The sequence below is a fragment of the Streptomyces sp. NPDC059696 genome (assembly GCF_042733745.1).
GTDB lineage: Bacteria > Actinomycetota > Actinomycetes > Streptomycetales > Streptomycetaceae > Streptomyces.
In genome coordinates, this window is record NZ_JBHWFG010000015.1 from 67,566 (window position 1) to 80,046 (window position 12,481).

Annotated in this window: 9 protein-coding genes; all 9 read right to left on the reverse strand. The window is 67.7% G+C overall.

Annotation, left to right across the window (positions count from 1 at the left end; all coding sequences use genetic code 11):
* Window positions 1–1,515, reverse strand: coding sequence for an amino acid permease (locus ACFV20_RS18315; protein ID WP_385657799.1), 1,515 nt, complete (start codon window positions 1,513–1,515; stop codon window positions 1–3).
* 162 nt (window positions 1,516–1,677) lie between these two features.
* Window positions 1,678–3,600: a 1-deoxy-D-xylulose-5-phosphate synthase gene (gene dxs, locus ACFV20_RS18320; protein WP_385657801.1), complete on the reverse strand. Its 1,923-nt coding sequence runs from the start codon at window positions 3,598–3,600 to the stop codon at window positions 1,678–1,680.
* A gap of 182 nt (window positions 3,601–3,782) precedes the next feature.
* Window positions 3,783–5,075 (reverse strand): sugar ABC transporter permease, encoded by a 1,293-nt coding sequence (locus ACFV20_RS18325; RefSeq protein WP_385657802.1) that lies wholly within the window; start codon window positions 5,073–5,075, stop codon window positions 3,783–3,785.
* Window positions 5,072–5,863 carry an ATP-binding cassette domain-containing protein gene (locus tag ACFV20_RS18330; protein ID WP_363118951.1) on the reverse strand — a complete coding sequence of 264 codons (792 nt, stop codon included), beginning with the start codon at window positions 5,861–5,863 and terminating at the stop codon, window positions 5,072–5,074. Before ACFV20_RS18330 ends, ACFV20_RS18325 begins: the two co-directional genes overlap by 4 nt.
* Window positions 5,864–6,051: 188 nt before the next feature.
* The gene (locus ACFV20_RS18335; RefSeq protein ID WP_385657943.1) at window positions 6,052–7,152 is read right to left on the reverse strand and encodes a sugar ABC transporter substrate-binding protein; all 1,101 of its coding nucleotides are present in this window, start codon (window positions 7,150–7,152) and stop codon (window positions 6,052–6,054) included.
* Between the two features lie 133 nt (window positions 7,153–7,285).
* Window positions 7,286–8,497, reverse strand: a complete 1,212-nt coding sequence (locus tag ACFV20_RS18340; RefSeq protein WP_385657803.1) for an ROK family protein — start codon at window positions 8,495–8,497, stop codon at window positions 7,286–7,288.
* A 274-nt stretch (window positions 8,498–8,771) separates the two neighbouring features.
* Entirely contained in the window at window positions 8,772–9,695 is a 924-nt protein-coding gene (locus ACFV20_RS18345; protein WP_385657804.1) for a carbohydrate ABC transporter permease, read from the reverse strand.
* Between the two features lie 3 nt (window positions 9,696–9,698).
* Entirely contained in the window at window positions 9,699–10,625 is a 927-nt protein-coding gene (locus ACFV20_RS18350; RefSeq protein ID WP_385657806.1) for a carbohydrate ABC transporter permease, read from the reverse strand.
* 42 nt (window positions 10,626–10,667) lie between these two features.
* The gene (gene ngcE / locus ACFV20_RS18355) at window positions 10,668–12,122 is read right to left on the reverse strand and encodes an N-acetylglucosamine/diacetylchitobiose ABC transporter substrate-binding protein (protein ID WP_366714460.1); all 1,455 of its coding nucleotides are present in this window, start codon (window positions 12,120–12,122) and stop codon (window positions 10,668–10,670) included.
* Between the last annotated feature and the right edge of the window lie 359 nt (window positions 12,123–12,481).

Sequence of the window (12,481 nt, forward strand, 5' to 3'; positions counted from 1 at the left end):
CTACGGCGTGCCACCGCCCACGCCCGGCTGCTCCTGCCCCGCCTCCTTGCGGGCCAGGAGGCTGTGGGAGCGGCCGTACAGGAAGTAGACGAGGAAGCCGACGGCCATCCAGATGGCGAAGCGGATCCACGTCTCGGCCGGCAGGTTGATCATCAGCCACAGCGAGGCGCACACCGACAGGATCGGGATGACCGGCACCCACGGGGTGCGGAACGACCTGGGCAGGTCGGGCCGGGTCTTGCGGAGGATGATCACACCGATCGCGACGACGACGAAGGCGAACAGCGTGCCGATGTTGACCAGCGCGGCGAGCTCCGTCAGCGGCGTGAAGCCGGCGAGCACGGCGATGATCACACCGAGCAGGATGGTCGGCCGGTGCGGCGTCTTGAACCGCGGGTGGACGCGCGAGAAGAACCGCGGCAGCAGCCCGTCCCGGCTCATCGCGAAGAACACCCGCGTCTGCCCCAGCAGCAGGATCATGCACACCGTCGTCAAGCCGACCGCGGCGCCGAAGCTGATGAAGCCCGCGAACCAGGGATGCCCGGTGGCCTTGAACGCGTCGGCGAGCGGCGCGTCCACACTCAGTTTCGTGTAGTGCTCCATACCGGTGACGACGATCGACACGAGGACGTACAGCGTCGTGCAGATGATGAGGGAGCCGAGGATGCCGCGCGGCATGTCGCGCTGCGGATTCCTGGTCTCCTCCGCGGCCGTCGCCACGACGTCGAAGCCGATGAAGGCGAAGAACACGACCGAGGCGGCGGTGAAGATGCCCATCACGCCGAAGTTGGACGGCGCCCAGCCGAACATCAACTGGATCAGTGGCGAGTCGAGGCTCGCCCCCGCCTCCACCGGCTTCTCCTTCGGGATGAACGGGTCGTAGTTCTTCCCCTCGATGAGGAACGCACCCGCGATGATCACCACCAGGACGACCGTCACCTTGATGGCGACGACGACCGACGTGATCCGTGCCGACAGCTTCATGCCGACCACGAGGATGGCGGTGAGGACGAGGACGAGCGCGGCGGCGAGGATGTCGAAGCCGAAGGTGTCGGCACCTTCCCGGCTGCCCAGCGCCGCCGGCATCGTCCAGCCCGCGTTCTCGATGAGCGACTGGATGTATCCGGACCAGCCGACGGCCACCACCGCCGTCCCCAGCGCGAACTCCAGGACCAGGTCCCAGCCGATGATCCAGGCGGGCAGTTCCCCGAGGGAGGCGTACGAGAACGTGTAGGCGGACCCGGCGACCGGGACCGTGGACGCGAACTCGGCGTAGCAGAGGGCGGCCAGGGCGCAGGCGATGCCGGCCGCGACGAACGCCAGGGCCGTCGCGGGCCCGGCGTTGTCCTTGGCGACCGTGCCGGTGAGTACGAAGATGCCGGTGCCGATGATCACACCGACGCCGAAGACGGTCAGATCCAGCGCGGACAAGGACTTCTTGAGCGCGTGCTCTGGTTCCTCGGTGTCGAGGATGGACTGCTCGACCTTCTTCGTCCGGAAGAGGGTGCTGCTCACGGGGTACCTCCCACGCTTGTCGTCCTCGACATGATCGAGAGGTGGCACCATCCGTATGCCCCGGCACGGGCCGATTCACGCCAATGGGCCGGTTCCACCACCCTCACGGTGGGGAAACCGGCCCATCCCGAACCCGCTCGGCCGTGCCGGCCGCGCCGGTCGTCAGTCGCGCGCGGCGTCCACGGTGTCCGCCGCGCTGCGCTCGAAGCGCCCGTCCAGCTTGGCGACCAGTCCGGTCACCTGCCTCGCGATGTCCGGTGCGGTGAGCCCGATCTCGGCGAGGACCTCGGCCCGCGAGGCGTGGTCGAGGAAGCGCGGCGGGATGCCGAAGTCACGCAGCGGCACGTCGACGTCCGCGTCGCGCAGGGCCTGCGCGATCGCCGAGCCGACGCCGCCGACCCGGCTGTTGTCCTCGACGGTGACGACCACGCGGTGCTGCTCGGCGAGCGGGGCCATGGCCTCGTCGACGGGCTTGACCCAGCGCGGGTCGACGACGGTCGTGGAGATGCCCTGCTGGTCGAGCAGGGCGGCGATCTCCAGGCACATCGGCGCGAGGGCGCCGACGGAGACCAGCAGCACGTCCGGACGGTCGGTGCCGGGCTCGCGCAGCACGTCCATGCCGCCGACGCGCCGCACGGCGGGCACGGCGGGGCCGACGGCGCCCTTGGAGAAGCGGACCACGGTCGGTGCGTCCTCGACGGCGACGGCCTCGCGCAGCTGGGCGCGGACCTGGTCGGCGTCGCGCGGCGCGGCCAGCCGCAGGCCGGGGACGACCTGGAGGATCGACATGTCCCACATGCCGTTGTGGGAGGCCCCGTCGGTGCCGGTGACCCCGGCCCGGTCGAGGACGAAGGTCACGCCGCACTTGTGCAGGGCCACGTCCATCAGCACCTGGTCGAAGGCGCGGTTGAGGAAGGTGGCGTACACGGCGAACACCGGGTGCACCCCGCCCGTGGCCAGGCCGGCCGCGGAGACGGCGCCGTGCTGCTCGGCGATGCCGACGTCGTAGACCCGCTTGGGGAAGCGCTTGGCGAACTTGTCCAGGCCCACCGGCTGGAGCATGGCGGCCGTGATGGCCACGATGTCCTCGCGCTCCTCGCCGAGCTTGACCATCTCCTCACCGAAGACGGACGTCCAGTCGGCGCCGGAGCTGGCGATCGGCAGGCCCGTGTCGGGGTGGATCTTGCCGACGGCGTGGAAGCGGTCCGCCTCGTCCTGGAGGGCGGGCTGGTAGCCGCGGCCCTTCTCGGTGAGGCAGTGCACGATGACCGGCCCGCCGAACCGCTTGGCCTTGGCGAGGGCGGACTCCAGGGCCTCCAGGTCGTGTCCGTCGATCGGGCCGACGTACTTGAGGCCGAGGTCCTCGAACATGCCCTGCGGGGCGATGAAGTCCTTCAGGCCCTTCTTGGCTCCGTGCAGGGTGTCGTAGAGCGCCTGCCCGACGACCGGGGTGCGCTCCAGGACCTCCTTGGTGCGGGCCAGGAAGCGCTCGTAGCCGTCCGTGGTGCGCAGGGTCGCCAGGTGGTTGGCGAGGCCGCCGATGGTCGGCGCGTAGGACCGCTCGTTGTCGTTGACGACGATGACGAGGGGGCGGTCCTTGGCGTCGGCGATGTTGTTCAACGCCTCCCAGGCCATGCCGCCCGTCAGGGCGCCGTCACCGATCACGGCCACGACGTGGTCGTCGCGCTCCATGATCTGGTTGGCCTTGGCGATGCCGTCGGCCCAGCCGAGGACCGTCGAGGCGTGCGAGTTCTCGATGATGTCGTGCTCGGACTCGGCCTGCGAGGGATAGCCGGACAGGCCGCCCTTCATCTTCAGCTTCGAGAAGTCCTGACGGCCGGTGAGCAGCTTGTGGACGTAGGACTGGTGGCCGGTGTCCCAGAGCACCTTGTCCCGGGGCGAGTCGAAGACCCGGTGCAGGGCGATGGTGAGCTCCACCACGCCGAGGTTGGGGCCGAGGTGACCGCCGGTCTTGGAGACCGCTTCGACGAGGAAGCTCCGGATCTCCTCCGCCAGCTGGTTCAGCTCCTCCGGGTTGAGCCGGTCCAGATCGCGCGGTCCCCTGATACGGGTCAGCAGCGGCACCCGTGCCTCCTTGCAGTAGAGCTGTTGCCGGGCTTGTCGAGTCTAATGTTCCGCCTTTGCGGGCGGCGCCGAGGCTGTGCGTCGTACGTCACGCGTTCGGCTCTACCCATGGTGCGCCACCCCTACGACACAGCTGTGCCCGGTACCTGTGGGGTACCGGGCACAGGAGGTGTCACTCAACGCTATGCGCGCCCCGCGGTCTTCTGCGTCTTCCGGGTGACGGCGTCGATCACGACCGTGGCCAGCAGCACACCACCGGTGATCATGTACTGCACCGGGGAGGCGATGCCCTCCAGGGCGAGGCCGTACTGGATGGACACGATCACCAGGACACCCAGCAGGGCGTTCCAGGTGCGTCCGCGTCCGCCGAACAGGGACGTGCCGCCGATGACCGCCGCGGCGATCGCGTTCATCAGCAGGTCACCGCCACCGGCGCCCTGGTTGGCCGCCGCGATCTTGGAGGCGATGAACAGGCCGCCGACCGCGGCGAAGGTGCCGGAGATCGCGAACACCGAGATCCGGACCGCTTCCACGTTGATGCCGGCGCGACGGGACGCCTCGACGCTGCCGCCGAGCGCGAACACCTTCCGGCCGTACGACGTGCGGCGCAGCACGAAGTCCGTGACCAGCAGCACCGCGATGAAGATCACCACGGCCAGCGGCAGGCCCTTGTACTGGTTGAAGACGATGGCGACGGCGAAGGCGAGGACCGCCAGCAGCGCCGTGCGCACGATGGTCTCGCTCAGCGGCCTCGACGGCACACCGGCGGCCTCGCGGCGCCGGTTGCCGAGGAAGGAGCTGAGGAAGAACCCGGCGGTCACCACCGCGGCCAGCGCGTACGCGGCGGCCACGTCGGAGAAGTAGTAGCTGGTCAGCTGGGCCACGACCCCGTCCGGGTCGAGGTTGATCGTGCCGTTCTCGCCCAGGATCTGGAGCATGAGGCCGTTCCAGAACAGCAGACCGGCCAGGGTGACGGCGAAGGCGGGGACGCCGACCTTCGCGAAGAAGAAGCCGTGCAGCACACCGGCGACCGTGCCGGTGAGGATGGCCAGCACGAAGGCCAGCCACTCGTTCATGCCGTTGGTGACGCTCAGCACCGCGAAGCTGGCGCCCGCGACACCGGACACCGAGCCGACCGACAGGTCGATCTCGCCGAGCAGCAGCACGAACACGATGCCGACGGCGATCATGCCGGTGCCGACCATGGCGACGGACATGTCGGACAGGTTGCCCGCGGTGAGGAAGTTGGAGTTCAGGCTCGTGAAGATGAGCCAGATGATCGCCAGGCCGATGACGACCGGGATGGAACCCAGGTCACCGGACTTCATCTTCCGCTTGAACTCGGTGACGTAACCCTTGAGGCCCTGCTCACGGACCAGCAGCCGGGGGTCGACGACCGTGACGGCGGCCTTGGCCGCCTCGGGGTTCTCGACGACGTGGTCGTCGGGAGCCGTGGAGGTCTTGTCGATGCTCACTTGGAAACCTCCCCGTTCGTGCGCGCCGCACGGCGGGTCACGGCGTTGTCGGTGGCGCCGGTGATGGCGGAGATGATCTCTTCCTGCGAGGTCGACTTGACCTCGAAGACGCCGTTGTTGCGGCCGAGACGCAGCACGGCGACCTTGTCCGCGACGGCCTTCACGTCGGCCATGTTGTGGCTGATGAGGATCACGGCGTGGCCGCGCTCGCGCAGCCGCTCGACCAGGTCGAGGACCTGCGCGGTCTGCTCGACGCCGAGCGCGGCGGTGGGCTCGTCGAGGATGACCAGCTTGGGCTCGCCGAGCATGGAGCGGGCGATGGCCACGGTCTGGCGCTGACCGCCGGAGAGCGAGGCGATCGGGATGCGCACGCTGGGGATGCGGATCGACAGCGTGTCGAGGAGCTCGCGGGAGCGGCGCTCCATCTCCACCTCGTCCAGGACGCCCCGCTTGCGGAGTTCCCGTCCCAGGTAGAGGTTGCCGACGACGTCGATGTTGTCGCAGAGCGCGAGGTCCTGGTAGACGGTCGCGATGCCCAGGTTCTGGGCGTCGTGCGGCTTGGTGATCTGGACGGACCTGCCGTCCCATTCGATGACGCCCTCATCGATGGGGTGCACGCCGGCGATCGTCTTGACCAGCGTGGACTTTCCGGCGCCGTTGTCGCCCACCAGGGCGACCACTTCACCGGCGTGGACCTCAAGCTCTACGTCGGTGAGCGCCTGAACGGCACCGAACCGCTTGGAGACCCCGCGCAACGCCAGCACGGGCGTAGCGGACACGTGAACCATCTCCTTCGCCGCCTGACCCGGCGGGAGGTTGTGCAGAAGGGTGGGAGGGGGATCCGTCCGGCGCCCCGCATAGCTTGCGGGGCTGATGTGGCGGGGCGCCGGAGGAACTCGGGGGCGAACCGGTCCCCGCATGGAGTCACGGGAGTCCGGCTCGGACTCCCGTGCTCGGCAGGGGACTTGGCGGTCGCTTACTTGAGACCGATCTTGTCGCAGGCGGCCTTGTACTTGCCCGTGCAGATCTCGTTGACGGTGTAGATGCCGTCCTTGATGACCGTGTCGTTGATGTTGTCCTTGGTCAGCGAGACGACCGGGACCAGGACGGACGGGACGGCCTTGGTGGTCGGGCTGTCGACCTTGTCCTTGGCGAGCGAGTCGAGCGACTTGCCCTGGGCGAGGGCGACGGCCATCTCGGCGGCGACGTCCGCCTCCTGCGGGTAGGGCTTGTAGACGCTCATGTACTGCTCACCGGTGACGATGCGCTGCACACCCGCGAGCTCGGCGTCCTGGCCGGTGACCGGGATGTCGGCGATGCCGGCGGCCTTCAGGGCGGTGATGATGCCGCCCGCCATGCCGTCGTTGGCGGAGTAGACGCCGACGATCTTGTCCTTGCCGAGGGCGGAGATGGCGCCCTCCATGTTGGCGTTGGCGTTCTCCGGCTTCCACTCCTTGGTGTCGTACTCGCGGCCGACCTTCACCTTGCCGTCGAGCACGGAGTGCGCGCCCTTCTTGAACTGGGCGGCGTTCGGGTCGGTGGACGACCCGTTCATCATGACGATCTGGCCGTCCTTGGCCTTGCCGCCGAGGGCCTTCAGCAGGGCCTCGCCCTGGGTCTTGCCGACGGTGACGTTGTCGAACGAGGTGTAGGCGTCGATCGGGCCCTCGGCCAGGCGGTCGTAGGCGACGACGGGGATGCCGGCGTCCTTGGCCTTCTTCACCGAGCCGGCGATGGCCTTGGAGTCCACCGCGTCCACGATCAGCACGTCGACCTTGTTCGACACCATCGTGTCGACCTGCTGGTTCTGCTTGGCGGCGTCCTGGTTGGCGTTGGCGTAGACGACCTCGCCCTTGTCGCCGGTGAGCTCCTTGACCTTCTTCTCGATGAGCGGACGGTCGAACTTCTCGTACCGGGCGGTCGCGTTCTCCGGAAGGAGCAGGCCGACCTTGATGTCGTCGCCCTTCTTGGCGGACCCGGAGGAATCGGCGTTGTCGCCCGACTCCTTGGCGCTGCCACAGGCAGCAAGCGAAACGGCCATCGCACCAGCGGCAACAGCAACGGCGGCGCGACGCATACGCGTGTTCACTTCAGAAACCTCCCTGACGAGGCCGCGACATTGCGGCCGAGGTGGCTGGAAGTCAACTCGGCCACACGTGCGACGTCAAGAAGTAAATCCTTAACGAGATGGCAACGGTGCCATCCGTTCTCTAAGTGAAGGCAGGGGTGGCCGCCTTCAGTGCGGCCGGGGCAGTTCCGTCGAGAAGGGTCGAATCGCCCATCTCGCTGAGGGCGAGAGCGAGCGCTCCGAGCACCTCCGCACGGCCGCCGAGGGCGCCGGGGAGCACCGACAACTGGCGTGCCGCACTGGGGATCGCATAGCGGCCGACGGACTCCCGGATCGGCCCGAGCACCAGCTCACCGGCCTCGGCGAGATCACCGCCGAGGACCACCCGGCTCGGGTTCAGCAGGTTGCAGAGATTGGCGACTCCACTGCCGATGTGGCGGCCGACGTCGGCGATCACCCGACGGCAGCCCGGGTCTCCGTCCCGCGCGAGCCGTACGACGCCTTCCATGGTCAGATCGGTGCCGTGGCTGGACTGGAGGAGCGGGAGCACGTAGCGCGCTGCCGCGAAGGTCTCCAGGCAGCCGCGGTTGCCGCAGCGGCAGACCGGGCCGGATTCGTCGAGTGTAATATGTCCGATTTCTCCGGCGGTGCCGCCGGGTCCCCGGTAGATCTTGCCGTCTATCACCAGACCGGAGCCGACACCGCTGGCGACCTTGATGTAGGCCAGGTCGCGGACGCCTCGGCCGCTGCCCCAGACCATCTCGCCGAGGGCGCCGAGGTTGGCGTCGTTGTCCACGTGCACGGGGACGCCGAGGCGGCCGCGGAGCTCCTCTGCGGGCTTGGTGCCGGTCCATCCCGGGAGGATGGCGGTCGAGCCGAGGGTGCCGGACTCGACGTCGATGGGGCCGGGGACGCCGAGACCGATGCCGGCGATCTTGGATCGGGAGACGCCGGTGGCCTCGACCAGGCGGGTGACCAGCTGTTCCGCGCGGTCGAAGCCCTGCGTGGACGAGGCGTCGACGTCGAGGGGCTCGGATTCCTCGGCGAGGACCTGGTGGGCGAGGTTGCCGATGGCCACGCGGAGGTGGGTGTGGCCGAAGTCGACGCCGATGACGATGCCGGCGTCGCCGCTCAGCGACACGCTGCGGGCCCTGCGGCCGCCGGCGGAGGTCGGGGTGACCTCGACGGTGCCGCCGTCCTTCAACTCCCGGACGATGTTGGACACCGTCGCCGCGGACAGGCCTGTCGTCCGCGCGATCTCGGCCTGGGTGAGGGAGCCGGCGAGGCGCACGGCCCGTACGACCCGCTCCAGGTTGGCTCGGTGCAGCGACGACTGCGACCCCGGAGTCTCCACGACGACCTCCTGCGCGCGGGGCCGCTTCGATGAGGCCCCGTCTATGTCCAACTAGTGAACTCTAAGCTGAGCCGTTCGGGTTGCCTCCCGTCAAGAGGTTGAACTGATTCCGGGGGGTATGCGGGTGGTTGCGGAGTGCTACGTCGTGGTTTGCGCTTTCTGTCGGGGCGGGTGCTTGTGCGTTGCGCCGGGTGGTGGGCCGGGGCCGCATCGGGGTACGGGACCACGCCCCGCCGGGCCGCGGGCCCACTCGGCCCCAGACCCTCCGGCCGGGCTACTTCAGTGCGCCGGCCGTCAAGCCCTGTACCACCTGCCGCTGGAAGATGATGTACGCCGCCAGGACCGGCAGCATCGCCATCACCAGGCCCGCGAAGAGGCCCGACCAGTCGCCCTTGTAGCCCTGGCTGACCGCCAGCTGCACCAGGCCCTGGGTGAGGACCCGCTTGTCGGGGTCGGTGTTGAGGACCGTGGGGAGCATGTACTGGTTCCACTGGCCCAGGAAGTTGAAGATGCCGACGCTGATCAGGCCCGGCTTGGCCATGGGCAGCATGATCTGGAAGAACGTGCGGCTGTGGGACGCCCCGTCCACGAAGGCCGCTTCGGCGATCGACGTCGGCAGGGTGCGGAAGAACGCCGTGAGGAAGAACACCGTGAACGGCAGCGAGTAGGCGATGTAGACCAGGATCAGGCCGTGGATGGTGTTCAGCAGGCCCATGTTGTTCACGACGTAGAACAGCGGGACCAGCGCGAGCATGATCGGGAAGCTCATGCCGCCGATGAACAGGAAGTAGATGAAGCGGTTGCCCGGGAAGTCGAAGCGGGCCAGGACGTAGGCCGCCATGGAGCCCAGGACCAGCGTGCCGATGAGTGAACCGCCGACCACGAGGACCGTGTTGAGGAAGTAGTCGCTCATGTTGGCCTGGGTCCACGCCCGCGACCAGTTGTCGAAGTGCAGGGAGTCCGGCAGCGACCAGGGGGAGCTGAAGATGGAGCGGTCGTCCTTGAAGGACGTCATGACCGCCCAGAGCAGCGGCAGGACCACCATGAACGCCCAGATGACCAGGACGCCGTGGGAGAAGACGTTGAGGACCGTGCCTTCCTTCTTCTGCTTCACGGGAGGCGGCGGCCGGACGTCCGTCTTGGTGATCGGGGCTCCGGACTCGGCCGGCAGCGGCGCGGGGGTTTCGGTCGTCTTCATCGGTCAGTACTCCAGCCGCTCGCGACGGCCCAGCCGCATCACCACGGCGGCGAAGGCCAGCGTGACGACGAGGAGGGCGACACCGATGGTGGTGGCGTAGGCGGCCTGCCCGTCACGGAACGCCTTCTGGTACACGTACAGGACCATGACGGTGGTCGAGTAGTCGGGACCGCCCGGCCCGGTCGTCATGATCTGCACGACCGCGAACGACTCGGCGCCCAGGGCCAGGATGCCCATGTAGACCCAGCCGGACTGCACCGTGTCCCACAGGAGGGGCAGGGTGACCCGGAAGAACGTGGTGACGCGGTTCGCGCCGTCCAGGAGCGCGGCCTCGTACATCTCCGCCGGGATGGAGGCCATGCCGGCGGAGAAGAGGACCACGAAGAAGCCGACCGTGGACCAGACGAGGACCCCCATCACCGCCCAGAGGGCCAGATCGGGGTCGCCCAGCCAGAGCGGCTGGACGTCGTCCAGGCCGATGCCGCGCAGGAGCGAGTTGATCGCGCCGCTGTCCGGGTTGTACGCGAACGCGAAAAGCAGCGCCACGATGGCGATCGAGAGGACCTGTGGGAAGAAGTAGACGATCTTGTAGAAGGAGGAGCCGCGGACGCCGGTGACGACCGGGCCGTTTCTCCGCTTTCTGCCGCCCACGTTGATCATGAAGGCGAAGAACAGCGCGAGGCCGATCGTCACCACCGGCAGCAGGAGGGCGAACAGCAGGCTGTGCTGCAACGACTTCCAGAAGATGTCGTCGTCGAGCATCCGGCTGTAGTTGTCGAAACCGACCATCTTGAATTCGGGGCTGAGGCCGGTCCAGTCCGTGAACGAGTAGTAGATGGACTGGATGAACGGCCAGACCACGAAGAGCGCGTACAGTCCCAGGGGCAACGCGAGGAAGCCCACGATGAACCGGTACTTGCCGTGCTGCATCGCCACTCCGGTGCCGTGTGCGGAATTGGTTTTCCGGTGCCGTTACTGGTGCTTGTAGTGCTTGATGGAGTCGTCCTTGGCGGTCTCGTCGGCGAAGCCCTGGATCTTCTTGATGGCCTCGGCGGGAGTCAGCCGGCCGGCCATCATCTCGCCCAGGCCGGAAACGCCGATCTTCTCCTTCTGCAACTGCACGTACCAGTCCTGCATACGGGGATTCACCACGTTCTCGCCGGCCTTGTCCAGTGCCGCGACACCGGATTTCAGACCGGGCGTGAGCGCGATGCCGTCGGTGCCGCCGTTGTACGCGGTCAGCGACTTCACCTTGCCGGTGAAGTTCTTCGACGAGGCCTCGCTGAGCATGATGCGCAGTTGCTCCATGCCGCCGGCGGCGTTCTTCGCCTTGGCCGGGACGATGAAGGGCTCACCGCCGGAGGCCCAGATGGTGCCGAACGGCATCTTGTCCGAGGAGTCGAGGCCGGTGGGCGCGGAGACGGCCAGGTCGAAGTCCTTCGGGATGACGTTCGCCGATTCGTTCTCCACCCAGGAGCCGTTCGGGATGAACAGCGCCTTGCCCTCGGCCCACGCGGTCTGCGACTGGATGTGGTCCAGGCCCGGGGTGCCCTTGAGGACATAGCCCTTCTTGTAGAGCTCGTAGTACGCCTCGAAGCAGGCCTTGACGGCCGGGTGCTTCCAGGCGTTCGGCTCCAGGTTGTCGATCGCGTCGAGGACCTCGCGGCCGCCGACCTTGCCGATCATCGGGTAGAGCGAGAAGGGAAGGTAGTACGGGTACTTGCCCGCGTACGTCCAGCCCGCCATGCCCTTCTTCTTCGCCTTGGCGCAGACCGCGAGCATCTGGTCCCAGGTCTCGGGGTACTGCTCGTCGAGCGAGTCCAGGGCCTTCTGCGAGTACCAGACGCCGTACACCGTGTAGGCGTAGTAGAGGATCCAGACCTTCTCGCCGTCGAACTGGCCCATCTCCACGATGCCGGGGCGCAGCGTGTCGCGGACCTTCTTGTTCGGGTCGTCGTAGGAGGGCGCGTCCAGCAGCGGGGTGAGGTCGGTGAGCTGGTTCTTGCCGACCAGGACGCCCATGTCCATCTGCTCGGCGCCGGAGTTGTCGATGAGGTCCGGCGGGGTGCCCTGGTTGAAGCGGGGCTGGAGCGTGGACTGGATCTTCTGGGTGGCGGAGAACTTCACCGAGGCCTTGGGGAAGTTCTTCTCGTAGATCTTCACGGCGTCCTCGGCGTACTCCTTGCCGAAACCACCGTCGAACAGGACGAATTCCATACCGGCCGTGTCATTGACGGCGAGCGGGTTCTTCGCGGTCTTCTTGCCTGCTTTGGCCTTGTCCCCGCTGTCGTCGCCGCCGCTGCTGGCACAGGCGGACAGGAAGCTCATCGTGGGGACGGAGATCAGCCCGAGCGCGGCGGACCTCTTGATCAGGTCACGGCGGCCGACGCCTTCGGTGCCGTGGTGCTCGGCGGAAGTGGATCCCATGCTCAAGTCCTCGCCTTCTCCAGGACTCAGGCGGTGAACCGGATCCCTCCCGGCACCGCGATCGGGTCAAGCTGGGTCGTGCAGGAAGTGCGGGTGGTGATGTGCGGATCGGGTGAAGCGTCCGACAGGTATAGTCCACTTCCCGCCAGCGGATCAAGATCGAACGCAAGGTTGGCCGTGGGTCTTATCCGAGTTGAGACCTCGCGGAAGTATGCGGGGCCTGCGGATGCTCCGCCGGAAATATCCCGGTCGCCGCGCCCGAATGCCGCAGGCAACACCCTTGACACTCCTCGCCACTTGGGCAACTACTGGTCCTTGCGCATCGAAGGTGACAACGTTGTCCACTGCGCAGGGAGGGT